This is a genomic window from Desulfovibrio sp. 6_1_46AFAA, from assembly GCF_000224635.1.
Taxonomy (GTDB): domain Bacteria; phylum Desulfobacterota; class Desulfovibrionia; order Desulfovibrionales; family Desulfovibrionaceae; genus Desulfovibrio; species Desulfovibrio fairfieldensis.
The window spans coordinates 522,808-547,864 of record NZ_JH114300.1 but is presented as its reverse complement, the minus strand read 5'-3'; the positions used below and the strand labels follow the sequence as shown (position 1 = coordinate 547,864).

Genomic DNA, 25,057 nt, shown 5'->3' with positions numbered 1-25,057 from the left:
GCGGCTCCTTGCGTATTCTGAACCTGTTGGGGGATGGAATAGCGCGCCCGGGGCACGGGTTCCGATGCGGAACCGGCCGGAACGCTCCGCATGGGAAGCGCCCCGGCCGGGACGGCGTTATTCTTCCGTGGGGTCTTCCACTGAAGCCACGCACAGGGCGTTGCTGCCCTCGTAGGGCTGGCAGCCTTCCACACCCACTTCCCTGGCCCGCTCGCCCGCGGCGGCAGCGCCCGGCACGCGGAAGGTGCTCACGTCCAGCGGCGCGATGGGCGTTTCAGCAGGCTTGGCCGCCTGCGGCACCCATTCATAGGGCACGCGGTAGGCGCGGTAGGTCATGTTCATGGGCACATGCTTGCCCCAATAGGGCGAAATGAATTCCCAGACGATTTCATGTTCCGGCGTAACTTCGAACACGCGGCCGTCCGAGCCTTCGGTAATCAGCGTGTTGCCGTTGGGCAGACGCTGCATGCCGCTGATGAAGGGGCTGTAGAAACGGTTGCTGTCCATGGGTTCCAGGAATCCGGCCTCGCGCGGGGTATACTGCCAGACGATCTTGAGATTCACGGGGTCGATTTCCAGCACGCGGGAGTGGTCGCGCAGGGCGGCCTTGACGCCCGTGGGCGAGCCGGGATTGGGCACGTCGTAGCCGCCCCAGCCGCCGTTGTCGAAAACCAGGATATGGCCTTCGCCGGGCAGGCCGCGCGGGATCATATGCGCGTGGTGCTGGCCGATGATCCAGCCGATGGCGCGCAGTTCGGGCGTGCTGTCGTAATCCGGGCCGAGCTTCCAGGTGATCTTGCCGGTTTTTTTGCTGATGATGAAAATGATGTTGGCTTCGCGGCCGTCCACGATCAGGTTGTCGGGATGGAAGCGCTCGTCGCCCGCGTCGTACCACTTGTTGGGGCCGAGCACGGACATGGAGTTGATGTGCATCCAGTCGCCCATGCCTTCGGGCAGCGTGGGGCGGTAGTTGGGATTGCGGCAGAGGGTGTTCTTGGGGCCTTCACGGAAGCCCATTTCATGGAAGTGCTCGTTGCAGGACCATTCCCAGACGATGTCGCCGTCCCAGTCCACTTCCAGAATCAGGTCGTCCAGAAGCAGCTTGTCCGTGATGTCCTTGTTGCGCACATTGCGGTGGGCCAGGATCAGGGTGTTGCCCGAATCGGTCTTGGGCTCCATGCCCGGCGCGTAGTAGCCCACGGTGTTGCCTTCGCGCTGGAAGTCGTGGTGGTAGCGGGCCATCCAGCGTCCCGGAATGCCGGGATCTTCAATGTATTCATTCTTGTCGAATTTCCAGACGATATTGCCGTCCCAGTCCACCTGAATCAGATCCAGGCCGTCCTGGACGCTGTATTTGCCGCTGCGCCGTCCCCGGCCGGTCAGCAGGTAGCCGCCGGGGAAAATCTTGTTGGGCATGCCGTGCACACCTTTCCAGACGTTGATCTCGCGGCCGTTCATGTCCATGAGCACAGCGCCCATTTCATTGGCCTGAAAGATGGTGAATCCGCTCCAGCATTTTTCCGGTTTGTAGAGGGTGACGCCGGTGGGATAAATGGTTGGGTGGCCCATGCGTGAACTCCTTACGGTTGGGGTGGATGATTTTCAGACTCCGGCTCACAGGCTGGAGAAATTTGGGGCAAATCAATATCATTCTGAAATCATGCGTTTTTTTATATGGATGGCGTACTGTAGCCTGCGGCAAAGAAAATTTGTGTTGCCATTGCAACCTTTTTCACAAAATAATAGATAGCTGATAAAGGCGGACGCCCTCCGCACGAGGCGACTGGCCGTTACGGAAAAAATGTGGGTATGGAGAATAGTGGTGAGCAATCGATGTCTGGGCTTTACGGAATTACGCGACGTGAACGCTGTCTGGCGTTCTGTCCTGGATCTCGCCGTGCGTTATATTTGGCGCAAGGGACATTGCATTGAATCGCACGGAGAGCTGTTGTTCCTGGACAAGGGCCAGGTGCGGCTGACCCATTTTACCCTGGACGGCGCGGAAAAGATTCTCTGGTACATCAACCACGGCTGTCTGTTCGGTGAAACGCCGTTGTTTGATCCCATGGCAGACGACAGGGGCAGTGTGCACATCTGCGCCATGGACTGCGTGGTTTACGCTTTTTCCAAAGACTGCGTAGAGCATTTGAGCCGCACGCGGCCCGATCTGACTCTCAATCTGCTGCACAGTATGGCCCGCAAGCTGCGCACGCTTTCCAACCAGGCCTCGTCGCTCTATGTGGATGACGTGCTGGTACGCACCTGCAAATTTCTGGCCCGGCGCCTGCTGCCGGACAGTGACCCCCTGACCGCTGATCCCGGGATTTCCCGGCAAGAAATGGCGAGTCTGCTGGGCGTGCACCGGATCACGCTTTATAAGGTGCTGCGCCAGCAAGAGGAGCAAGGCCTGTTCGGGCCCTTTGAACGGCACGCCGTCACCATTCTACGGCCCGAAGAATTTTTTCGCCTGGTCAATTCGTAACCGGAAGACAAGCCCTCACATCCTGGTGTGCTTTTTCAGCCTGCACCGCGTATCAGCGCTTCTTTTCAACCTTGCCGCGCACAAGAAGAGCCTTAATTTTAGGTGTATGCCGTAGAAGAAAACAGCGCGATGGAGGCGGATATGGCTGTGGGATGGGCCGGCGACAGCGCCGTTCAGGACCAGATTCAGGATTCGATCAATGACGAGATCCGTCGGGCGCGTGCCTGCCTGCCGCAGGGCGTCAGTCTGGAATATTGCGAAGAGTGCGGCGACAGGATCCCGGAAGCCCGCCGTAAGGCTTTGCCCGGCGTGCGTCTGTGCGTGCATTGCCAGGAAGAGGCTGACAGGGAACAGCAAGCCGTCCGTCTGTATAACCGGAAGGGCAGCAAGGACAGCCAGTTGCGATAAGAATGGGCTGGCGTTAAAAGTATTGCGCCCTTTACACAGCAAGAGGCCGCAGTCAGTTGGCTGCGGCCTCTTGCAATCCGTCCTTGAGAGAGGGAGAATAACTTTTATTGGTGAAGTTCGCGGGTCATGCGGTTTTGAAATGGCCATGCGCAAGGAGCCCACGGGGAGATACATTCCTGTGCCGCAACCGTCCGGCTTCAACACGACTGTCGTCTTTCCGCGCTGACGAGGATTCTTATGACGGATCGGCATCCGCTTTGCCGCCTTTTTTTCATTGTCCTGCTGCTGTGCGGCTGTGCAAAACAGCCCGCGCCGTCGCTTGATCTGGTGTTGTTGCATACCAACGACATCCATTCTTATGTGGCAGGGCGGGACGAGAACGGCAACGCCTGTCTGCAATCCGGCGACTGCACGGGCGGCATGGGCCGCATCGCCGCCGTGGCGCAAGCCGAACGCCGCAAGGCCGACAACGTGCTGCTGTTTGATGCGGGAGACCAGTTCCAAGGTACGCTGTTTTTTACTGTCAACGGCTGGCCCATGCTTGCCGCACTGGACAATATGCTGGGGTATGACGCCATGACCCTCGGCAATCATGAATTCGACAAGGGATGCGTCGAACTGGCCGCATATGTCGGTGCGCTGCATTACCCCGTGCTGGCCGCCAATCTGGACGCCCAGCCGGGCTGTCCCCTGTACGGCCTGCCCGTCAAACCCTATGTGATCCGCGATGTGCGCGGGATCAAGGTGGGCATCGTCGGCCTGGCCAATCCCGATGTCGTCACGCTGGCCGCTGCCTGTCCGCAAACCCGGTTCATGGGGAGTGCTGCGGCGTTGAAAAAGGCTGTCGGCGAACTGCAAAAGCAGGACGTGCGGCATATCGTGCTCATCAGTCATCTGGGCCTTCCCGTTGATCGTGAGCTCGCCCGCAGTGTGGACGGCGTGGACGTGATTGTGGGCGGCCATACCCACAGCTATCTGGGGCCTGGTTCTGATGTGGGACCATATCCCGTGGTGGAACACGCTCCTTCCGGACAGCCGGTGCTGGTCGTAACCGCCAAATTTGCCGCCGAATACCTGGGCGATCTGCGGGTGACCTTTGATGCGCGGGGCGTGCCCCTCCGTTGGGAGGGTGAGGCCAGGCGTCTGGAAAAATCCGTCATTCCTGATCCCGCCGTGGAGTCCCGGCTGGTCGGGTATGCGAAGCCGCTGGAAGCGTTTCGCGCCCGGATTCTCGGCCGCAATGTTCTGGAGTTTGCCGACGGCATGGAAGCCTGCCGCAAGGGGGATTGCCTTTCCGGCATGGTTGTGGCCGACGCCATGCTGGACTACGGGCGGCCTCACGGGGCGGTGATGGCGCTCACCAACGGCGGAGGCCTGCGTGCGCCCCTGAGGCACGGCGGCATCACGCGGGGGGATTTGCTCTCAGTGCTGCCGTTCGGCAATACGCTGGTTATTCGGGAATACGACGGTGCCCGCTTGCTGGCCGCGCTGGAACACGGCGTCTCCGGCGAACAGGGCATGGGGCCCCGCCTCTTGCAGATCTCCGGGCTGCGCTACAGCTTTGACGCAGCCAGACCCGTCGGACAGCGTCTTTTCGCGGCGGAGCTGATTGATGGGAACGGCGTCGCCCGCCCGCTGAAAAAGGACAGCCGCTATAAGGTCGTGCTGCCCGACTATATCGCCAAAGGCGGTGACGGTTATTCCATGTTCACAACCGGCACGACGGTTTCCGCGCCCGACCCTTTGGACGTGGATGTGGTGGGCGCGTACATTGCGGCCCGTTCGCCTTTGCAGGCACTGCGGGCGGGACGAATCAACAGGCTCAAGTAACGCCGGGCCCAACGAGGCTCCGAAGAAGGCGGCGTACGCTGTTCCGCGCCGGTGAGCCAGGCTTCACCCCGCGCCTCCAAAAGAAAAAAGGAATTGCAGCTTATTGCCGCAATTCCTTGCTTACATTCTGGTGCCGAGGGCGGGACTCGAACCCGCACAGCAATTGCCACTACCCCCTCAAGATAGCGTGTCTACCAGTTCCACCACCTCGGCACGGGTTTTTGGTCTATATCAAGTCGCGGTTGTTGGCAAGCATTTTTTGCGGACCGTTCACTTTCGGGCCGAAGGCTTGCGCTCATGCCCGCTTGCGGGTATCAAGGCTGGAACGGGAGACAGGCCATGGATGAGACCATACATCATTTTTTGCGCGAGACCGGTCCGGTGCTCTGCCTGGATATCGGCAGCGGCACCCAGGACGCCTTGCTGGCCCGCCCCGGCCTGGAGTATGAGAACTGGCCCCGTTTCGTTCTGCCGTCTCCGGCACGCATGGTGGCTCAACGTATCCGCGAACTGACCCTTTTGCGGCGCGGCCTCTGGCTGCACGGCGGCAATATGGGCGGCGGCTTCGGCCAGGCTCTCAAGGAGCATCTGGCCGCAGGCTTGTCCGCTACTGCCACGCCGGACGCGGCCAAGGCCATCCATGACAATGCGGATGTGGTGCGCAACATGGGCGTGGAGCTCTGTGAGGAGTGCCCGAAAAACAGCGTGCCCGTTTTCCTGACCGACTACGCGCCGGAATTCTGGGCCGGCCTGCTGCGCCTCTCCAGCCTGCCGCAGCCGCATCTGGTGCTGGCCGGAGCGCAGGACCACGGCTACCACGCCTACGGCAACCGGCAGGGCCGGATGCAGTCCTGGCGCGCTTTGCTGACCACTTCCGCCGATCCCGCTTCCTGGATTTATCCCGCGCCGCCGTCTTCCCTGACCCGTTTGCTGACACTGCATGAAAAAACCGGCGGTCCGGTGGCGGATACCGGAGCTTGCGCCCTGCTGGGGGCGTTGTGCGAGCCGGAGGTGCTGGCGCGCAGTTTCCGGGAGGGCATTACGATCATCAACGCGGGCAACAGCCATACAGTGGCGGCCTTAGTCTATCAGGGAAAAGTGCGCGGCATTTATGAGCATCACACCGGCATGCGCGATCTGGAGCAGCTGCTGGAGGATTTGAAGCAGTTCCGGCTGAGCTGGCTGCCTTCCGAAGAGGTGCAGGCCAGCGGTGGGCACGGCACGGCCTTCGGGCCATTCTGCGAAGAGGCGGGCGGCTATGCGCCCACCTTCATCCTGGGGCCCCGGCGCGCCATGCTCCAGGGGCAGGGGCGTTTTCTGGCCCCGCACGGCGATATGATGCTGGCCGGTTGTTTTGGTTTGCTCTGGGGATGGGCGCACGCCCATGCCGCCGCCTGAGCATGCATTTTCAGCGTGTGCTCCGGCACGGGCGCGCGACCATGAATCGAGGAGAAGGGTATGGAAGTTTTTGACGCTGCGGAATTGTGGAGCCGGGAACGTATCGCGAAAACCCAGCTGACGCGTCTGCGGGCCACGCTGTCCCAGGCGCGCAAATGCGCCTTTTATCGCGAGCGCCTGGACGAAGCGGGCGTCACCCCGGATTCCATTCGCAGCCTGGACGATCTGCAACGCATCCCCTTCACCAGCAAGCAGGATCTGCGCTCCCAATATCCCACAGGGCTGTTGTGCGTGCCGCCCTCGGAAATCGTGCGCATGCATTGTTCCAGCGGCACTACGGGCACGCCCGTGGCTATCTGCCATACCCAGAACGACATCAACTCCTGGGCTGATCTCATGGCCCGCTGTATGCACATGGTGGGCGTGCGCCGGGACGACGTCTTTCAGAATATGTCGGGCTACGGCTTGTTTACGGGCGGCCTGGGCATCCATTTCGGCGCGGAGCGCCTGGGCTGCATGACCATTCCCGCCGGGCCGGGCAACTCGCGCCGCCAGATCAAGCTGGCCAAAGACTTCCGCACCACGGTGGCCCACATTCTGCCTTCTTATGCCCTGATTCTGGGCGAACATCTGCGCAATATGGGCGAAGACCCGCGCGCTTTTCCCCTGCGTATCGCCCTGGTGGGCGCGGAGCCCTATACCGAGGAGTTCCGCAAACGCATTGAGGAACTTTTCGACATGAAGGCCTACAATTCCTATGGCCTTTCGGAAATGAACGGACCGGGCGTGGGCTTTGAATGCCTTGAGCAGAACGGCCTGCACATCTGGGAGGACGCCTATATTCCCGAAATCGTGGATCCGGACACCGGCGAGCCCGTGCCGGACGGCGAGGTGGGTGAGTTGGTCATGACCAGCCTCTGCCGCCAGGGCATGCCCATTCTGCGTTACCGCACGCGCGATCTGACCCGCTTTCTGCCGGGTGAATGCGCCTGCGGCCGCGCGCACCGGCGTATGGATCGCATCCTGGGCCGGGCCGATGACATGTTTATCATCAAGGGCGTCAACGTCTACCCCATGCAGATCGAGCAGGTCATCATGACCTTCAAGGAAGTGGGGCAGAGCTACCTGATTCTCCTGGAGAACGACGGCATCGGCGACGTGATGCGGGTGCAGGTTGAAGTCCGCGACGAATACTTTGTGGAAGACATGCGAGCGCTGCAGAACCTGCAAAAGGTCATTGCCCAGCGCCTGCGCGACGAAATTCTGGTCACGCCCAGGGTGGAGCTGGTGGAAAGCAACAGCCTGCCCCGTACCGAAGGCAAGGCGGTGCGCGTGCAGGATATGCGGGTCAAGAAATAGGAATCGTGGGGCATGGATTTTCTGCCGTTTCCCATTGCCTATCTGCTGGCCGGTGCGTTCGTCACGCTGCTCTGTTTCGTGCTGCTCCTGAACGTATTCGGCCTGCCTGCCAACTGGATTGTACTGGGTCTGGTGGCTCTGTGGAAAATGGTCCACCCCGGCGCGGCCAATCTGGATGTCTGGTTCTGGGTCATGATGGTGGGACTGGCACTGATCGGCGAGGCTCTGGAGCTGGGCATGCAGATCCTCAAGGCCAAGCGCTACGGCTCCAGTTCATCGGGCACTTTCGCGGGTATGGTCGGGGCCATTGCCGGAGCCATTCTGCTGGCGCCGCTCTTTTTCGGCCTGGGCGCGCTGATCGGCGCGTTGGCCGGCGCCTGGATCGGCTGCTTTCTTATGGAACTCGTCAAGGGCAGGCCTGTGAAAGAAGCGCTGGACGCGGCTTTTGGGGCCATGATGGGCCGTTTTCTGGGCACGGTCTGCAAATGCGGCGCGGGCGGGGCCATGCTGGCGCTCACCGCCCACCGGATCTGGCCGAAACCGGTCCCCGCGTCCTTGCCGCCGGACAGCCTGGACGGTCCGGCCCAACTGGTGCTGAGCGTGCTGCACCATCTTTGTTGAGGCACCCATGTTGCTGGACGGCGTGCAGATAGTTTTAGTCAAGACCCGTTTTCCCGAAAATATCGGCATGGCGGCGCGGGCTTGCGCCAATATGGGTTGCCCGGCCATCCGTCTGGTGGACCCGGAACGTTGGGACCGGGAAAAGGCCGGTCCTCTCGCTACGCCCAAAGGGCAGAGCCTGTTGGACGGCGTACGAGTGAGCCCCGATCTGGCTGTGGCCGTGGCCGAGAGCAGTCTGGTGCTGGGCACCACGGCCCGCACGGGAGGTTGGCGGCAGGCCCTGCTCGCGCCGGGTCAGGCCGCGCGGGAAGTGGCGGCAGCCTTGGCACGCGATGAAAAAGTTTCTCTTGTCTTCGGCCCGGAAGACCGGGGACTGAACAATGAAGAAATCACCCATTGCCAGCGTCTCGTGACCATTCCCACCGACGCGGCTGCCAGCTCTCTCAACCTGGCCCAGGCCGTGCTGCTTATGCTCTATGAATGCGCCAATGCCGTACGTGCTGTCCGTGCGTTTCCCGACGCGGAAAAGGCCGGCACATCCGGCGGCGGGCGTGCGGTTACCGCTGAAGAACAGGAGCGGCTTATGGACGCACTCAAGACTATGCTGCTCGGTCTGGATTATCTGCATGGCGATAATCCGGATTACTTTCTGATGCCCTGGCGGCGCATGTTCAGTCGTGCCGGGCTCAGGCGGCACGAGTATGACGCGCTGATGGGCCTGTGTCGGCAGGTGCGCCACAAGCTGGGCTGAGCTTTTCCCCTTTCCGGCATACCGGCTGACGTTCCCTCTGTTGCCGTTCGCCGGGAGCTGTTTCACCTTGAAATCTTTCTAGAGCAGATTATCTTTGAAACGCTTTGCGTTTCAAAGGGTTCATTCCGGCAAAAAGCGCGTTTTTTGCCGGAATCCACGCCGCGTTGCTCTCGATGCCTGTACGCCCTTTGGGCTACAGGCACGGCCCTACGGGCCGCCCGTCGGGTCGGTCTTTGCGGCGCGCCTCACCGCGTTCGGCGTTAGAGCATTTCAAAGTTGAAATGCTCTAACCGGGTTGCTCAAACCCGACGCCTTGTCGCGTTATCCTCGTCCCTGTATTTCGCCATTTCCATTATATCGTGGCTAATTGCCGTTTTTGTTGTGCTTTCGGCACAATAAATACGTCCAATCCTCTAAGCATTTCTTTATGTGTGCCGATAAAGATTTTAATGGGTTGTGATTGAAGGTGCAAGCTCCTTCCTGTAATGTCTTGGAAAGTATGAGCCGAGGCATATCACACACCTTGTCCGGCGTATATCGGCGGCTGAAATTTTTTAAGGGGATATGTTATGAAATCCGCACTATTGCTTCCCTGGACGCATATGGAATCCTGGCGGGAAGGATGAACCGCGCCGTCCGCAGGGTCGAGGGTCGCGAGTGCGGGCGGCGGAACAAGTATCGGGCTTTGACATATTCTATATTGCAGAGGGGGATGTGATGCGTTTGACCTTGACGCATAAATATGTAGGTTCGCTCTTCGGGGCACTGATTACATGCTGCGCTGTGGTGCTCTTTGTTTCCATTCATTTCATGAAAGAACCCGTGGAAGAGGAGTTGGACGGGAATATCCGGCGGATGCAGAACGTCATCCAGACCGCCAACGAGCTTACGGCCACGCGTTTCGCGCAAAGCGCCATGCTTATGTCCCATGAGCAAAATCTTGCCCGCGCCGTGCTTGCCCGCGACCATGAGCAGGTCATGCTGCTTTCGGCGGAAGCCATGAAGGAAGCCGGCTCCGACTTCATGACCGTCACGGACGACAAAGGCATTGTCGTGGGCCGGGGCCATTCGAAAAAATGGCAGGACAGCGTCCTGAATCAGGAAACCGTGGTCAAGGCCCTGCAGGGCACGCCTTCGGTGGCTATTGTGGCCGGAACGGTTGTGCCCTTCACCATCCGCGCCAGCCAGCCCATTCTGTACGAAGGCAGACTGGTGGGCACGCTGTCCATCGGCACCTCCCTGGTGACGCCGCCCTATCTGGACTGGCTCAAGAAGCTGAGCGGCATGGATGTGACCATCTTCAAGGGCGATACCCGCGCCATGACCACGATTATGAAGGACGGCAAACGGGTCGTGGGCACTAAGCTGCAATCCCCGGAGATAGTGGAAGCGGTTTTACAGCGTGGTGAGCTGTGCTTTGCGCAGAATAATATCCTCGGCGTTGAATACAAATCCGCCTATTGGCCGGTGAAGGCGGCGGACGGGACTATCGCGGGCATGTGGTTTGTGGGCATGCCTCTTAACAAGCTGATGGAGCTTGAAAACAAGGCCGTGGTCACTGCCTCGTGGGTGGCTGCGGCTTTGCTGGCAGTGCAACTGCTCCTTTCCGTGATGATCGGCCTGCGGGTCAGCGCGCCGGTGCGGAAAATCACCCGCTATGTGCTGGACGTGGCCGGTGGCAAAAAGGATGCCGCGCTGGACGTGCACAGTCGTGACGACATGGGCGAATTGGCCGATGCCCTGCGCGCTATGGTAAAAAAGCAGGACAATCTGATGCTGGAGGCCGGGGAAAAGGCCGAAGAAGCCCGAAAGAAGGCTGAAGAGGCCGCCGGCGCCATGGAAGAAGCCCGCCTTGCTCAGCAGCAGGCGGAACAGGCCAAGCGCGACGGCATGATCAGTGCAGCGGGCCAGATTGAAGGCGTGGTGGAAAAGCTGAACGAGGCCATCAACAACATTGCCGTCCAAGTGGAACAGTCCGACGAAGCACTGAGCCATGCCGCGTCCCGCCTGGCCGAAACAGCCACGGCCATGGAGGAGATGAACTCCGCAGTGTTGGAAGTGGCAAAAAACGCCGGGCTCGCAGCGGACGTTTCCACCTCCGCTCGACAAAAAGCCACGGACGGCACCGCCGTAGTCACCCAGTCCGTTGCCGGAATTCAGGAAGTGCAGAGTCAGTCTCTGGCGCTCAGGGAAGATATGGTCAGGCTGGATGAGCATGCCAGAGCCATTAGCCAGATCATGAGCGTTATTTCGGATATCGCGGACCAGACCAATCTTCTGGCTCTCAACGCGGCCATTGAGGCGGCCCGTGCCGGAGATGCCGGGCGCGGCTTCGCAGTGGTGGCGGATGAGGTCCGCAAATTGGCGGAAAAAACCATGACCTCCACCACTGAGGTGGGCAACGCCATCAAGGCCATTCAGGAAAGCGCGGAACAGAGCGCGCATCAGGTGGAGCAGGCCGTGCAGAATATCGCCAAGGCCACGGAATTCTCCAATAAATCCGGCGAATCTCTCAACGAAATCTTGGAGATGGTGGAGCACACCGCCGATGATGTGCGCACCATCGCCACAGCCAGCGAGGAGCAGTCCGCCACCAGTGAGGAAATCACCAAATCCATCACCGAGGTCAATGAGATTACATCCACCACCTCCGAAGCCATGCGGGAGGCGGCCAAGGGCCTGGAATCCCTGCGGCGGCGTTCCCGGGAACTGGTCTCGCTCATTGAGCAAATGAAGAACGCCTAAGTTTCCTAGGTATTATGGCACATGAAAAAACCGGCCCTTGGGCCGGTTTTTTCATGTCTGATTTAGAGCTTTTCAACTTTGAAAATGTTGAAATGCCCTGGCGGCCGCGAGAGCGGACGCCCGCGCCTGAAGCCGAGGTGCCTTTAGCCGTTCGTGAGCAAAGCGAGCGTCGCCTACGGCTAAAGCAAGGCGAGTCCTGGGCGGAGGGAGTATATTCAACATATTCGACCTTCGCACGGGGCGAGCCTGACACAGGCAGAGGGCCGAAAGGACAATTTAGAAACAGCTCCTAGCGAAACGGGAAGAAATGCTTACAGCCGCCGCATGAGCCAGGCCAGGTTTTCGCCGAGATTGCGCATGTTGCGCATGCCTTCCTCATCGCGGCGCACGTCGCCGGGGTCCTTGCCGTAGACCATGTTCCAGTAGGTGGAACCGGCCAGGACCACTTCCTTGTTCAGTAGAAAATGATTCATGCTGTCAATGGTGTTCAGGCCACCGGCGCGGCGCACAGCGGCCACGGCCGCACCCGCCTTGCGCCGGAGCAAGCCGGGATTGGACGCGCAGACCATTCCGGCACGCTCCAGAAAAGCCTTCATGAGCGCGGAGACATCCGCCGAGTATACGGGCGAACCGAGCACGATGCCGTCGGCCTCACGCATTTCGGCAAAGCAGTCATTGAAACCGTCATCAATGGCTGTGCAGCGTGCCTGCCCCTTGCAGGCGAAACAGCCCAGACAACCGCGCAGGGGAAAGTCGGACAGGGAAATAATTTCGCTGTCAATGCCCGCCTTATGGGCTTCATCGCAGATAATTTCCAGCAATATCCGGGTATTGCCGTTCTTGCGGGAACTGCCGTTGAACGCCGCCAAGCGCATGTGTACCCTCGTGGAGATTAGAGCATTTCACAATGAAATTAGCCCGTACTGTTACAATGCTCGGCCTTGTGAAACGGAGTGAAACAAGGCCCGCGAGATTTTCGTAGGCGGGTTTTGCCCGCCGCCAAGCGGAAATCTCAAGCGCAATATGCGTTAAACGTTGAACAGGAAGTGCATCACGTCGCCGTCCCGCACCACGTAATCCTTGCCTTCCACCCGCAGCACGCCGTCGGCGCGGCAGGCGGCCTCGCTTTCGTGGCTCATGTAGTCCTCGAAGGAAATGACCTCGGCCCGGATGAAGCCGCGTTCAAAATCCGTATGGATCACACCGGCGGCTTGAGGGGCTTTCCAGCCCTGGTGGATGGTCCAGGCGCGCACCTCGTCGGGCCCGGCGGTAAAATAGCTGCACAGTCCCAACGTGGCGTAGCCGGTGCGGATGATCCGCACCAGACCGCTTTCTTCAATGCCGTAAGAGGTCAGCATTTCCGCCTGCTCATCCTCGGGCAACCCTTGAAGTTCTTCTTCAAGTTTGGCGCAGATGCAGGCAAAGCCCGCTTTGCGCTCAGCGGCCAGGGCGCGCACTTCATCCACATAGGCATTGCCGTCGGCCACGGCGGCTTCGTCCACATTGGCGCAGTATATCACGGGCTTGGCCGTGATCAGGCCCAGCTCCCGCCAGGAAGCCAGAAAGGTTTCATTATCCGGCAGGGCAAAAGCGGCGGCGGGCTTGCCCTCGTTCAGATGAGCCAGCAGGCCCTGCATCAATTCAGCGGCGGTTTTGGCGTCCTTGCTGCCTTTAGCCATTTTTTGCAGTTTTTCCAGGCGCTTTTCCACGCTTTGCAAATCGGCCAGCAAGAGTTCCGTCTCAATGGTTTCCACATCGCGCAGGGGATTCACGTTGCCGTCCACATGGGTGATGTTCTCATCCTCAAAACAGCGCACCACCTCCACGATGGCCGCGCATTCACGGATGGTTGCCAGAAACTGATTGCCCAGGCCCTCGCCCTTGCTGGCGCCGCGCACCAGACCGGCGATATCGATGAAATCCACGCTGGCATGAATGGTCTTCTGCGGTTTGGCCTTGGCTGTGAGCGCGTCCACGCGCTTGTCCGGCACGGCAACAGTGGCCTTGTTGGGCTCAATGGTGCAGAAAGGATAATTGGCGGCCTGGGCGTTCTGTGCCTTGGTCAGGGCGTTGAACAGGGTGGACTTGCCCACGTTGGGCAGGCCCACGATGCCGATGCTGAGCGACATGGCGACTCCTTGCGTTGTGCTGGGGCATACCGGCATACGCGGAAACCCCGCTTCCGGACGGGCCGGAGGCGGGGTTTATATAGTCGCAAAGCGCGCCGGAGGCAAGCGAAGCCCAATGAGATGTCACGCTGCACCTGTCGGTTCGGCGTGAAGATCGCACAACAAAAAGCGAGTTTTTTTGTGCTTGCGCCGCCTGCGGCGCGCAACCCCTTACGGGTTTGCGACATGTGTCGCTTGGCGCGACACCGGGCTCTACTGCAACCGGGTGTAAACTGTGGGCACCTTGCCGCTGCCCGCGGGCAGATCTTCCAGCAGGGGCAGCAGATCATCGGTAATGGGCACCGTGGCCGTGCCCTTGGCCAGCACTTCGTTACTGGTGGTGTGGATCAGGCTCATGCTGAAGCGCACCTGCTCGCCGCTGACCACATAGGTACCCGCCAGGATCGCCTGGCCGGTACCCAGGGTGCTGGCGAGCTTGCGCACGTCGCGGGTCAGGATCAGCTCGCCCGTGCGCTTGTCAAAGCGAATATAGCTGCCCTTGCGCAATTCCTGATAGCGATAGCCCGCATTGACCAGCCAGCGCGAAATTTCCTCGGTCATCTGGCGGGCCAGGGGAGAGGCCGCTTCAAGATTGTTGATATTGGCCGGAGTGGTGCCCATGATCATGATCTGGGCGCGGGCCAGGGCCTGGCGCTGTTTTTTGCTCGTGCCGGGATCGTCGCCCGCATAACGCATCATCAGCTGATCGTCCAACTGCTCGGCAATGTTGTTGGCGGCTCCGGGCACCGTGCCGACAGCCGCGGCCGTCAGAGGAAAGAGCAGGGCAGCGAGCACCAGAATGATCACAAGAAAACGGCTCATGACAAACCTCAACGCATGGTGCGCAATAAAAGTTCAACACCGGCCAGTTCGCGCTTGATGATGTCCAGACCGGCATTGCTCCGGCAGGTGGACAGGGCCTGGGCGTAAGACTGGCGGGCCAGCTCGTAGCGCCCCTGCTTGCGATATTCACGGGCCTCTTCCAGATAGGTGGCGCTGATGTCCGGCCCCTGGCCGAAGGAAGATGCGCCTTGGGGCGGGCTGTCATAGGCCGAGAGATTTTGCCCCAGGGCCACTGCGGGCGGGCAGGCCGCCAGCCATACCGCGAAAGAAAAAAGAAACAGATGTCGCATGGCGTTTCCGGCATTATTTGCCTTGTTTGATGGGAATGCTGCCGCTGCTGATGGAACTGGCCGGAGTATACAACGAAGGATACAGGCCGCGACGTTCATTTTGCGCCGTCGCGGCAGCGGGCTTGGCCGCCGCAGGCGCGGGATCGGTTTTGCCCATCCGCGCGATAATCGGCGTATTGACCAGCACAAGCTGGCCCGTGCGCAGTACCAGACCATCGCTGGCCCGTACCAGGCGCGCGTTGACGAAGGTGGCATCCTTATCCACATAATAGGTGCCCACCACCAGAGCGGCCCATTTCTGGCCCTTGGTGGGCACAATCTGATTGGCGGCCAGAGCCAGGTCGTCGCGGCCGCCTTCCACGGAAATATGGCCGGTCAGGCGGTATTCCCGCGTGGGAAAGCCGCGCTGGTTGAATTCGTAAAACAGGGCTTCGCCCATGAGCCTGCCCAGCGGCGAAGAGCGCGACGTGTTGTTCTGGTCCACAAAGGAAGTGGGCATGGCCACAAAACCCTGCAAGGCGTCGTTGGGCATGGTGGCCAGCATCTGATCGGCCAGTTCACGGCATTTGAGCTTCACTTCCACCGCGTCCACATAGGCGGGATCATTGGGTGTGGGCGTACTTTTGCAGCCGGACAGAAGCGGCAGCAGAAGCGCGCAGAACAGGAAAAGGCGCAACAGACCGTGCATGGCAACCTCAATCATGGTGATATCCTTCTTATCGTCGGCCCGGTCGCGAACTTGAGTGTGCTTTTGGAAAAAGTGTGGAATGTTCCGGCCGGTTCATGAAATTTATGCAAAACGCGTTCCAGGTGAAGGCTTGGCTTGTGTCCCGAAATAGCATACAAGAACGCCTCAGTGCGGAGTTGGGGTAAGGACGGCGGTTCGCGCCGTTGCCCGCAATTTTCGCGGTGGGGGACAGAACATGCGTATCACGAAAACCCGCGCCATCCGGCTGGGCGGCCTGGTTGTCGGCGGCGGCGCGCCGGTCATGGTCCAGAGCATGACCAATACGGACACTCGCGACGTGGACGCCACCCTGGCCCAGATTGAGCGCTTAGCCGCCAGGGGCTGCGAGGCCGTGCGCCTGGCCGTGCCGGACGAAGCCGCCGCCGGGGCTCTGCGCGCCATCCGCGCGGGCACGCCTTTGCCGCTCATCGCGGATATCCACTTCGACTACCGGCTGGCTGTCGCCGCCCTGGAGGCGGGCGTGGAAGGCCTGCGCATCAATCCCGGCAATATCGGCCCCAGCGAGCACGTGGACAAAGTGGTGGACGCGGCCAAAGCACATAAGGCAGTGATCCGCATCGGCGTCAATTCCGGCTCATTGGAAAAGCCGCTGCTCAAGCAATACGGCGGCTCCTGCCCCGAGGCCCTGGTGCAAAGCGCGCTGGGGCATGTGCGCCTGCTGGAGCGGCGCGGCTTTTACGACACCAAGATTTCGCTCAAGTCCTCTTCCGTGCTGGACACCATCGCGTCCTACCGTCTGTTGCACGAGACTTGCGACTATCCCTTGCATATCGGCGTCACAGAGGCTGGCGGCCTGCTGCGCGGCACGGTCAAATCCTCTGTGGGCCTGGGCATCCTGCTGCACGAAGGCATCGGCGACACCCTGCGGGTTTCGCTCACTGCGGACCCTGCGGAGGAGGTCACCGTGGCCTGGGAAATTCTGCGCGCTCTGGGCCTGCGCTCGCGCGGGCCGGAAATCATTTCCTGCCCCACCTGCGGCCGTACGGAAATCGATCTCTTCGCCTTGGCCCGCGCCGTGGAGGAACGTCTGGCCCAGTCCACAGCCGACATCAAGGTGGCGGTCATGGGCTGTGTTGTCAACGGCCCCGGCGAAGCCCGCGAAGCGGATCTGGGCCTGGCCGGAGGCCGCGACAAGGGCATAATTTTCCGCAAAGGCGAGGTCATCCGCTCGGTCAAGGGCCAGGAAGCCCTGCTGGCGGCCTTTATGGAAGAATTGCAAACGCTGCTCAACGAAAAGGGGCAGCCCGCCTGACGCCCTGCGCGCGGCGGCAAACCTCAATAGCAAGGAAGCAATATCCATGCGCTTCAGCTCCTGTTACATTCCCACCCTCAAGGAATCCCCGGCCGACGCCGAGGTGGTCAGCCACAAACTTCTGCTGCGCGCGGGCATGGTGCGCAGGCTCACTTCCGGCCTGTACATCTATCTGCCGCTGGGGCTTAAGATCATTGACAAAATCGCCAGGGTAGTGCGCGAGGAAATCAATGCCTCCGGCTTTCAGGAATTGCTTATGCCCATGGTCCAGCCCGCCGATCTCTGGAAGGAGACGGGCCGTTGGGAGCATTACGGCAAGGAACTGCTGCGCTTCAAGGACCGCAACGAACGCGACTACTGCCTGGGCCCCACCCATGAGGAAGTGATCACCGACCTGGTGCGCGGCGAAGTGCGCTCCTACCGGCAGCTGCCCGTGCGGCTCTACCAGATCCAGAGCAAATTCCGCGACGAGATCCGGCCCCGCTTCGGCCTGATGCGCGGGCGTGAGTTCATGATGAAGGACGGCTATTCCTTTGACGCGGACATCGCCGGGGCTGAAGAAAGCTATAAGCTGATGTACGACGCCTATACCCGCATATTCAAGCGCCTGGGCCTCAAATTCCGGGCCGTGGAAGCGGACACCGGCTCCATCGGCGGCAATTTCTCCCACGAATTCATGGTCCTGGCCGATACCGGTGAGGATACCATCGCCTTCTGCCATGACTGCGATTACGCCGCCAATGTGGAGCGGGCCGAAGTGGTCTGGAAGGGCGAGGCCTGCACAGAGGCTTGCGCGGGCGCCTGCCCGGACTATGAAAAAGTCGATACCCCCGGCGCGCACAGCGTGGAGGAAGTGGCGGCCATGTTGCGGGTTCCGGCCAAGGCTGTGGTCAAAACCATGCTTTTCAGCGTGGACGGCAAGCCCGTGGCCGTCCTGGTGCGCGGCGACCGTGAGGTCAACGACATCAAGCTCAAGAATCTGCTCAAGGCCCAGGAAGTGGAACTGGCCGGTGCCGCCACGGTGGAGGCTCTGACCCATGCGCCGGTGGGCTTTGCCGGGCCGGTGGGCCTGGATGTGCCCGTTTACGCCGACCTGGAATTGCAGGGATCCACGGATTACGTCACCGGAGCCAACGCGGCGGACGCCCATTTCAGGCATGTGGATTTGCGCCGCGACGCGGCGATCACGGCTTGGGCGGATCTGCGCGCCATCACGCCGGAAGATGTCTGCCCGCGTTGCGGCGGCCGCATCGAGCTGACCAAGGGCATTGAGGTGGGGCACATCTTCATGCTCGGCCTCAAGTACAGCGAATCCATGCACGCGGCCTTCCTGGACGAGAACGGCAAGGAAAAGCTTATGATCATGGGTTGCTACGGCATCGGCGTGTCCCGCGTGGCCGCCGCCGCCATAGAACAGAACCATGACGAGAACGGCATTGTCTTTCCGCCGCCGGTGGCCCCGTTTGAGTGCATCCTGCTCAACCTCGACCCCCGCAATGCCGAAGTCACGGCCAAAGCCGAGGAGATCTACGCCATGCTGCGGGATATGGGCGTGGACGTGCTGCTGGACGACCGGGAGGAACGGCCGGGCGTCAAATTCAAGGATGCGGACCTCCTGGGCGCGCCCATGCAGCTCGTGGTGGGCGGCAAGGGGCTCGCGCGCGGCATTGTGGAATGCAAGGACCGCCGCAGCGGCGAAAAAGGCGAACTTTCCGCGGGCGTCATTGAGGAGGATTTCTCCCAATGGGCTGCGGGGGTGCGGCGCGGCTGGGAGACGCAGCAGGCCTGATCCCGCACGGGACCGGCTGCGGCCAGAGACCTATGCAGGACGGCATACTGACGGTCCGTGCCCTCACGGAACAGTTGCGCAGAAGCCTGGAGGGGCGCTTTCCCTTTGTCTGGGTACGCGGCGAGGTGAGCAACCTCTCACGCCCAGGCTCCGGGCATATTTACTTCAGCCTCAAGGATCAGGACGCCCAGTTGCAGTGCGTCTGGTTCCGGGGGCAGCAGCGCCAGGCCGAGCAAGGGCAGGCCTTTGACCCACTCACCGGCGAGGTTTTTGATACGCCCCGGCCCTCGCCGTTGGAATTGTTGCGCAACGGCCTGGATCTGCTCTGCGCCGGGCGGATCAGCGTCTATGCCCCGCGCGGCCAGTACCAACTGCTGGTGGAACTGGTGCAGCCCACGGGCCAGGGTCTGCTGGCCCAGGCCTTTGAGGAGCGCAAGCGCAAACTGGCGGAAGCCGGGTATTTCACTCAGGAACGCAAGCGCCCCCTGCCCTGGAATCCGCAACGGGTGGCCTTGATCACCTCGCCCAGCGGCGCGGCCATCCACGATTTTCTGGAGCTGGCCCAGAATCGGGGTTGCGGCGCGGAGATACGCCTTTTCCCCGCGTCGGTGCAGGGCGAGGAAGCCGCTCCGGAAATCATCCGGGCCTTGGACGAGATCAATGCCCAGGGCTGGGCCCAGGTCATTGTACTGATCCGGGGCGGCGGCTCGCTGGAAGATCTCTGGGCCTTCAATGAGGAGGCCGTGGCCGAAGCTGTTTTTCACTCCCGGCTGCCCGTACTGGCGGGTGTCGGCCATGAGGTGGATGTGACCCTGGCGGATTTGACCGCCGACCTGCGCGCGGCCACGCCCTCCCATGCGGCGCAACTGCTCTGGCCTTTGCGCGCGGAACTTCGGCAACGCCTGGACGAGGCGTGTGCCGCTTTGCGGCGGGCCGCTGCCGGCCGCCTTGAACGCGCGGAATTGTTGTTGCGGGAGCGGGAAAACGCCCTGCGCTGGTTTTCGCCCGCGCGCCACCAGGCCCGCTTGTCTGAGCAGGTGGCGCGCCTTTCCCTGGCTTTGCAACGCGCTGTCCGGCAATGGTTCGCGGACAAGGGCCGCGTCTGGGAACGCCTGGAACTGGCCCGCAGGGCCGCGCTGACCCCGGAGAAACTGGACGTGCGCCAAGCGCATCTTGCCTTGTTGCATGCAGCCCTGGGAATGGCCCTGCCGCGCCGCTTGAGCGATGCGGAACATATGCTGGCCCTGGCGGGAAATCGTTTGCGAGCAGTGAGCGACGCATGGCTGGAGAACCGGTCCCGCCGTCTGGAAAGCCTGGAGGCGGCACTGGCAGCCAATGATCCGTCGGCTCCGCTGCACCGGGGTTACGCCTTGGTGCGCACGGCGCGGGGCGATATTTTGCGCTCGGTGGGGCAGACAGCTCCCGGCCGGGATATTGAAGTGCGCCTGGCCGACGGTCGTCTGGCCGCTGTGGTCAGGAGTGTCAGCCCGGAAGAAGCGCAATTCGGTGAGGAAAAAGAATGAAAACTCTGTTGACCCGGGCCGTGCGCCGTCTGGCGCTGCTCTCGGCCTGCCTTCTGTTCAGTGTTCCGGTTCTGGCCGGAGTGCGCCTGGAAGCGCCTGAAAAGGCGGCCAGGGGCGACGCCTTTCTGGCGCAAGCCATCAGCGACCAGCCGGTCCGGCACTTTGTTTTTCATTGGATGGGCAAGACCTTCACGGCTACCGCGCAGGCTGACAGCCAAAACAGCGGCCAGTGGCGGGCAGTGATCCTGTTGCCCGTGCCCCTGGATGAAAAGGCCGCCGGTCTGGAACTGGGCGTGGCTGCCGTGCCCGAGGTGAAAAAGGCCAAAAGCGCAGCGCCGACGGCGCAAACCAGCCTGGCCCTCTATGACAAAGACCGGCCGGTGCAGAAACTCACGGTGGACAAAAAATATGTCAATCCGCCTGCTTCGCAGCTGGCCCGGATCAAAAATGACCGCGAAAAAGTGCGCCAGGCTCTGGCCCAGCCCCTGCCTGAGCGCCTCTGGACAGTGCCCTTGGCGCGACCCGTTCCGGGTGGAGTGTCCAGCCTGTTCGGCATGAAACGGGTGTTCAACGGCCAGCCGCGCAGCGTGCATCGCGGTCTGGATCTGCGCGGGGCGCAGGGTTCGCCCATTCAGGCCTGCGCCGACGGTCAGGTGGCTCTGGTGGACAACCTGTATTTTTCCGGCAATGTGGTGTACATCAACCACGGTGAGGGCGTTTTCAGCTCGTATCTGCATATGTCCGAAGCCAAAGTCCGGCCCGGCGAGCGCGTGCGCAAGGGCCAGATCATCGGCCTGGTGGGGGCCACCGGACGGGTGACGGGGCCGCATCTGCATCTCTCGCTCATTGTGCAGGGCCAGTCCGTGGACCCGCAGCCTTTTCTTGCCGCGTCATACGTCCCGGCCGGAGCTGATTCGGCCCGGACCGCCCACGGTCTGCCCGGCGTTTCCGGCGTCCAGCGCCTTCCGTCCGCCAATTCGGCTAATTCCGGGAGTCAGGCCCAATGAGCCCCAAGAAAGAAAATCTTTTCGAGAAAAAAATGGCCCGCTTGCAGGAAATTGTCAGCGCCCTGGAATCCGGCGACCTTCCGCTGGAAGAGGGCATGGCCCTGTACAAGGAAGGCGCGGCATGTTCACGTTTTTGCCGTGAACAATTGGAAAAAGCTCGCCATGAACTCTCCCTCTGGCAGGACGGCGAGCTGAAATCTCTGAATCCGGATGAGGCAGGGAGTACAGCACGCGGCCAAGGGCCGCAGGAGGCGGAATAGCCGTGATGCCCGTGGAAAAAATGAAAGCTCTGCTCAAAAGCCGGGGCAGGGAAGTGGAAACGTATTTGTCCGCCTGTCTGGATGGCCGCCCCATGCCGCCGCGCCTTAAGGAGTCCATGCTCTACAGCCTGCAGGCCGGGGGCAAGCGGCTGCGCCCGGTGCTCTGCCTGAGCTGCGCCGCCCTCTGCGGCCTGGAGCCGCAAAAGGCGCTGCCCTTTGCGGCGGCCATTGAGATGATTCACACGTATTCCCTGATCCACGACGATTTGCCTGCCATGGATGACGACGACCTGCGGCGCGGCAAGCCTTCCAACCACAAGGCTTTTGACGAGGCCACGGCCATTCTGGCCGGGGACGGCCTTCTGACCGACGCCTTTGTGATCATGTGCCGTGCGCCCGTGCCCCCTGACAGGCTGCTTCGGGCCGTGGCCGAGCTGGCTTTGGCCGCCGGGGCGTCCGGCATGGTGGGCGGGCAGGAATGGGATATGATTTATACCGGCCGTTCCCAGGTCAGCCTTGAGGAATTGAGGGGCATGCATGCCATGAAGACCGGCGCCCTGCTGCGGGCCTCCTGCGTGTGCGGCGGCCTGCTGGCCGGGGCTGACGACAAGGCGCTGCGGGCCATCAGCGATTTCGGCTCATCTCTGGGTGTGGCCTTTCAGATCGCCGACGATATTCTGGATGTGGTGGCGGATACGGCCACGCTGGGCAAACCCGCGGGCAGCGACGCGGAGCAGGGCAAGAATACCTATCCTTCCCTGGTGGGCCTTGAGAAGAGCCGTGAGCTGGCCCGCGCCCAGGCTGACGCGGCGCAGGCGGCGCTGGCGGGCTTTGCCGGGCCGGAGGCGGATTTCCTGCGTGCTCTGGCCGATTATACCGTGAACCGGGCGGCCTGAGATGAGCCAGACGGCAGCAACGTCCCTTCTGGACGGCATTACCGACCCCGCGCAGGTTGCGGCTCTTTCCGAGCCTCAACTGGCCGAGCTGGCGGAAGAGGTGCGTCGGCGCATCATTGAGGTGGTGGCGCACAACGGCGGTCATCTGGCCCCCTCGCTGGGCGTGGTGGAGCTGACCCTGGCCCTGCTTTCCACTTTTGACCTGAACAAGGACAAACTGATCTGGGACGTGGGCCATCAGGCCTATGCCCACAAGTTGCTCACGGGCCGGGCCGACAGCTTCCATACGTTGCGTACCCTGGGCGGCCTGTCGGGCTTTCCGCGCATGGCTGAAAGCCCTTACGATCACTTCGGAGTGGGCCATTCCTCCACATCCATTTCGGCAGCGCTGGGCATGGCCCTGGCCCGGGATCTCTCGGGTCTGCGCCACCATGTGCTGGCGGTCATCGGCGACGGCTCGCTGACCGCCGGAGAGGCTTTTGAAGGGCTCAACCTGGCCGGGCACATGGGGCGTCGGCTTATTGTGGTGCTCAACGACAATGAGATGTCCATTTCCTCCAATGTGGGCGCGCTGTCCCTGTTCCTGAGCCGCACGCTTTCGCGGCGCTGGGTGCGCCAGACCCGCCGGGAAGTGCTCAGGTTCCTGCGCTCCATTCCGCGCATCGGGCAAAAGCTGGCGCTCTACGCCATGCGCGGCGAATGGAGTTTCAAGTCCTTCTTTACGCCGGGCATGCTCTTCGAGGCTTTCCGCTTCACCTATATCGGCCCGGTGGACGGGCACGACATTCCGGCCCTGCGGCGGCATCTGCAAATGGCCGCGGCCGTGGAGGACGGGCCGGTGCTGCTGCACGTGCGCACCCGCAAGGGCAAAGGCTACGCCCCGGCGGAAAAGAATCCCACCCAATACCACGGCGTGGGCCTGTTCACGCCGGAAACCGGCCTGCCCGTGGCCTCGGCGGCGCTGCCCACCTTTACCCGTGTTTTCAGTGACACCCTGCTGGAACTGGCGGAAAAGGACGAGCGGATCATCGCCATCACGGCGGCCATGCCCGAGGGCACGGGCACCAACCGTTTCAGGGAGCGCTTTCCGGAGCGTTTTGTGGATACGGGCATCTGTGAGCAGCATGCGGTGACATTTGCCGCCGGGTTGGCCAGCCGGGGCTACCGGCCCGCGCTGGCTATTTACTCCACTTTTTTGCAGCGCGGCTATGACCAGGTGATCCACGACGTCTGCCTGCAAAATTTGCCCGTGACATTCTGCGTGGACCGTGCCGGGCTGGTGGGCGAGGATGGGGCCACACACCATGGGGCCTTTGATATCGCCTACTTGCGGCACATTCCGCAGATCCGGCTGTTAGCCCCGCGCGATGAGGACATGCTGCGTCACAGCCTGAGAACAGCTCTGAACGGCGACGGCCCCTGCGCCCTGCGCTACCCGCGCGGCGCGGGCTTCGGCGTGCCCTTGGAAGGGGAGCCGCGTCTGCTGGTGCCGGGCATGGGCGAAGTGCTGCGCCAGGGCGAAAAAATCGCCATCATCGCCGTGGGCAATCGCGCGCACCCGTCTCTGGAGGCCGCGACACTGGTGGAAAAAGAACTGGGCTTCAGCCCCCTGGTTTTTGATCCTGTCTGGCTCAAGCCCCTGCCGGAAGAGCAACTGGCGGATCTGGCCCGGCGTTTTGACCGCCTGCTGATTGTGGAAGAAGGCGCGCTGGCCGGAGGCTTTTCCTCGGCTGTTCTGGAATTCCTCAATGATCACGGACTGCTGCGCGGCCAGCGTATCCGGCGTCTGGGCCTGCCGGACAGTTTTGTGGAGCATGGCAAACAGTTGCAGCTACGTGAGCTGGTGGGGCTGCGCAGCCGGGGCATTGCCCGCGCCGCCATGGAGCTGGCCCGTGAAAATTAAGGATTTTCCGGGGTGAATGATCTCATTTTTCAAAGCAACATTGCTCCAGGAAACGGTAATTCTCCAGATGGCCGAGAGCCGAAGGGCAGAGAGGCTCGCACCACGGTTTACGGCCACAGAAGTGGAGCAGCCTGCCTTCAAGCTGGTCCGGCGGCAGCAGCCAGCGTCCGGTCACGTGCAGCTGATAGTTGAAGCGTTCCCCCAGCCAGTGCAACGGCAGACGGCGGAAGAGCAGGTTCAGGGCGTCCTGATCCGGATAGAGCAGGGGGCGGGGCAATTCGGGCAAAAGGCGCAGGACAGCGGCCATGAGATCCGGGAATAAGGCGTGCAGGCGGCGCGGATGAAAGACCAGTATCCCGCTGTTGAAGTAGTGCGCCTGATCCAGGCCTTTTTTCACTATTGCCCGTCCGCCCGCGCCTTCGGCCGTCTGATTGCGCACGCAGGACAACAGCGGCTCTGCTCCTGATGCGGCCCGCCCCTGAGCCGCCTCCTCCCATAATTCCCTGATGTCCAATGTGCAGCAGACATCGCAATCCAGATAAATGACCTGTTCCTCGCCCAGCAGGCGGGGCAGATGAAGACGGTAGAGAGAACCGGGCCCGAATTGCGGGGGCAGGCCGGCGGCAATCTCCGGTGGCGGTTCCGGCACCGCATGCAGACGCAGGCTCTGGCCGAAATATTCCGCAACCGTGGCAAGCCGCGCTTTGCCGACGGGCGTCAGACCGGCGTCGTGCAGAATATGGGCCGTGACCGGGCTTGCGGTGCGCCTGAAAAGGGAAACCAA

22 protein-coding genes and 1 tRNA gene are annotated in these 25,057 nt (G+C 61.7%); 15 read left to right on the top strand and 8 right to left on the bottom strand.

Annotated features, from left to right (window positions below; genetic code table 11):
• Positions 1 to 117: 117 nt before the first annotated feature.
• The gene (locus HMPREF1022_RS02235) at positions 118 to 1,569 is read right to left on the bottom strand and encodes an aryl-sulfate sulfotransferase (RefSeq protein WP_008684274.1); all 1,452 of its coding nucleotides are present in this window, start codon (positions 1,567 to 1,569) and stop codon (positions 118 to 120) included.
• A gap of 253 nt (positions 1,570 to 1,822) precedes the next feature.
• Here HMPREF1022_RS02235 and HMPREF1022_RS02230 point away from each other — a divergent pair, with 253 nt between their 5' ends.
• The 3 genes from HMPREF1022_RS02230 (at position 1,823) to HMPREF1022_RS02220 (ending at position 4,720) form a co-directional block, all read left to right on the top strand.
• Positions 1,823 to 2,482, top strand: a complete 660-nt coding sequence (locus tag HMPREF1022_RS02230; RefSeq protein WP_009301680.1) for a Crp/Fnr family transcriptional regulator — start codon at positions 1,823 to 1,825, stop codon at positions 2,480 to 2,482.
• 141 nt (positions 2,483 to 2,623) lie between these two features.
• Positions 2,624 to 2,890 carry a DksA/TraR family C4-type zinc finger protein gene (locus tag HMPREF1022_RS02225; RefSeq protein WP_009301678.1) on the top strand — a complete coding sequence of 89 codons (267 nt, stop codon included), beginning with the start codon at positions 2,624 to 2,626 and terminating at the stop codon, positions 2,888 to 2,890.
• Between the two features lie 237 nt (positions 2,891 to 3,127).
• Positions 3,128 to 4,720, top strand: a complete 1,593-nt coding sequence (locus tag HMPREF1022_RS02220) for a bifunctional metallophosphatase/5'-nucleotidase (RefSeq protein ID WP_009301676.1) — start codon at positions 3,128 to 3,130, stop codon at positions 4,718 to 4,720.
• A 128-nt stretch (positions 4,721 to 4,848) separates the two neighbouring features.
• Here HMPREF1022_RS02220 and HMPREF1022_RS02215 read toward each other — a convergent pair.
• Positions 4,849 to 4,933, bottom strand: a tRNA-Leu gene (locus HMPREF1022_RS02215).
• Between the two features lie 126 nt (positions 4,934 to 5,059).
• On the opposite strand from HMPREF1022_RS02215, the gene HMPREF1022_RS02210 reads away from it, so the two are divergent.
• The 5 genes from HMPREF1022_RS02210 (at position 5,060) to HMPREF1022_RS02190 (ending at position 11,594) form a co-directional block, all read left to right on the top strand.
• The gene (locus HMPREF1022_RS02210) at positions 5,060 to 6,118 is read left to right on the top strand and encodes a DUF1786 domain-containing protein (protein WP_008684267.1); all 1,059 of its coding nucleotides are present in this window, start codon (positions 5,060 to 5,062) and stop codon (positions 6,116 to 6,118) included.
• Between the two features lie 60 nt (positions 6,119 to 6,178).
• Positions 6,179 to 7,477, top strand: coding sequence for a phenylacetate--CoA ligase family protein (locus tag HMPREF1022_RS02205; protein WP_008684264.1), 1,299 nt, complete (start codon positions 6,179 to 6,181; stop codon positions 7,475 to 7,477).
• Positions 7,478 to 7,489: 12 nt separating this feature from the next.
• Entirely contained in the window at positions 7,490 to 8,098 is a 609-nt protein-coding gene (locus HMPREF1022_RS02200; protein ID WP_009301673.1) for a DUF456 domain-containing protein, read from the top strand.
• A gap of 7 nt (positions 8,099 to 8,105) precedes the next feature.
• Positions 8,106 to 8,849, top strand: a complete 744-nt coding sequence (locus HMPREF1022_RS02195; RefSeq protein ID WP_008684261.1) for an RNA methyltransferase — start codon at positions 8,106 to 8,108, stop codon at positions 8,847 to 8,849.
• A 717-nt stretch (positions 8,850 to 9,566) separates the two neighbouring features.
• Positions 9,567 to 11,594 carry a methyl-accepting chemotaxis protein gene (locus HMPREF1022_RS02190; protein WP_008684259.1) on the top strand — a complete coding sequence of 676 codons (2,028 nt, stop codon included), beginning with the start codon at positions 9,567 to 9,569 and terminating at the stop codon, positions 11,592 to 11,594.
• 311 nt (positions 11,595 to 11,905) lie between these two features.
• Here HMPREF1022_RS02190 and HMPREF1022_RS02185 read toward each other — a convergent pair whose 3' ends face one another.
• From HMPREF1022_RS02185 to HMPREF1022_RS02165, 5 genes are all read right to left on the bottom strand, one after another.
• Positions 11,906 to 12,469 (bottom strand): flavodoxin family protein, encoded by a 564-nt coding sequence (locus HMPREF1022_RS02185; RefSeq protein ID WP_009301670.1) that lies wholly within the window; start codon positions 12,467 to 12,469, stop codon positions 11,906 to 11,908.
• A 153-nt stretch (positions 12,470 to 12,622) separates the two neighbouring features.
• Entirely contained in the window at positions 12,623 to 13,723 is a 1,101-nt protein-coding gene (gene ychF, locus HMPREF1022_RS02180) for a redox-regulated ATPase YchF (protein ID WP_008684255.1), read from the bottom strand.
• A 252-nt stretch (positions 13,724 to 13,975) separates the two neighbouring features.
• Positions 13,976 to 14,584, bottom strand: a complete 609-nt coding sequence (locus HMPREF1022_RS02175) for a FlgO family outer membrane protein (protein ID WP_009301666.1) — start codon at positions 14,582 to 14,584, stop codon at positions 13,976 to 13,978.
• Positions 14,585 to 14,592: 8 nt separating this feature from the next.
• On the bottom strand, positions 14,593 to 14,895 hold the full coding sequence (locus tag HMPREF1022_RS02170) for a hypothetical protein (protein WP_008684251.1): 303 nt from the start codon (positions 14,893 to 14,895) through the stop codon (positions 14,593 to 14,595).
• 13 nt (positions 14,896 to 14,908) lie between these two features.
• Positions 14,909 to 15,598, bottom strand: coding sequence for a FlgO family outer membrane protein (locus HMPREF1022_RS02165; RefSeq protein WP_008684248.1), 690 nt, complete (start codon positions 15,596 to 15,598; stop codon positions 14,909 to 14,911).
• 220 nt (positions 15,599 to 15,818) lie between these two features.
• Between HMPREF1022_RS02165 and ispG the strand changes: the two genes are divergently transcribed.
• The 7 genes from ispG to dxs are packed head-to-tail and all read left to right on the top strand — an operon-like array spanning position 15,819 to position 24,273.
• Entirely contained in the window at positions 15,819 to 16,895 is a 1,077-nt protein-coding gene (gene ispG / locus HMPREF1022_RS02160) for a flavodoxin-dependent (E)-4-hydroxy-3-methylbut-2-enyl-diphosphate synthase (protein ID WP_008684246.1), read from the top strand.
• A gap of 46 nt (positions 16,896 to 16,941) precedes the next feature.
• Positions 16,942 to 18,684, top strand: a complete 1,743-nt coding sequence (locus tag HMPREF1022_RS02155; protein ID WP_009301664.1) for a proline--tRNA ligase — start codon at positions 16,942 to 16,944, stop codon at positions 18,682 to 18,684.
• A 32-nt stretch (positions 18,685 to 18,716) separates the two neighbouring features.
• Positions 18,717 to 20,207 carry an exodeoxyribonuclease VII large subunit gene (gene xseA / locus HMPREF1022_RS02150; RefSeq protein ID WP_008684242.1) on the top strand — a complete coding sequence of 497 codons (1,491 nt, stop codon included), beginning with the start codon at positions 18,717 to 18,719 and terminating at the stop codon, positions 20,205 to 20,207.
• Complete coding sequence (locus HMPREF1022_RS02145) at positions 20,204 to 21,214, top strand: M23 family metallopeptidase (RefSeq protein ID WP_009301662.1); 1,011 nt, start codon at positions 20,204 to 20,206, stop codon at positions 21,212 to 21,214. Before xseA ends, HMPREF1022_RS02145 begins: the two co-directional genes overlap by 4 nt.
• Entirely contained in the window at positions 21,211 to 21,474 is a 264-nt protein-coding gene (xseB, locus tag HMPREF1022_RS02140; protein ID WP_008684238.1) for an exodeoxyribonuclease VII small subunit, read from the top strand. Before HMPREF1022_RS02145 ends, xseB begins: the two co-directional genes overlap by 4 nt.
• Positions 21,475 to 21,476: 2 nt before the next feature.
• Positions 21,477 to 22,370, top strand: coding sequence for a polyprenyl synthetase family protein (locus HMPREF1022_RS02135; RefSeq protein WP_009301661.1), 894 nt, complete (start codon positions 21,477 to 21,479; stop codon positions 22,368 to 22,370).
• A gap of 1 nt (position 22,371) precedes the next feature.
• On the top strand, positions 22,372 to 24,273 hold the full coding sequence (dxs, locus tag HMPREF1022_RS02130; protein WP_009301660.1) for a 1-deoxy-D-xylulose-5-phosphate synthase: 1,902 nt from the start codon (positions 22,372 to 22,374) through the stop codon (positions 24,271 to 24,273).
• A gap of 22 nt (positions 24,274 to 24,295) precedes the next feature.
• On the opposite strand, the gene HMPREF1022_RS02125 is transcribed toward dxs, so the two are convergent.
• On the bottom strand, positions 24,296 to 25,057 hold the full coding sequence (locus HMPREF1022_RS02125; protein WP_009301659.1) for a glycosyltransferase family 8 protein: 762 nt from the start codon (positions 25,055 to 25,057) through the stop codon (positions 24,296 to 24,298).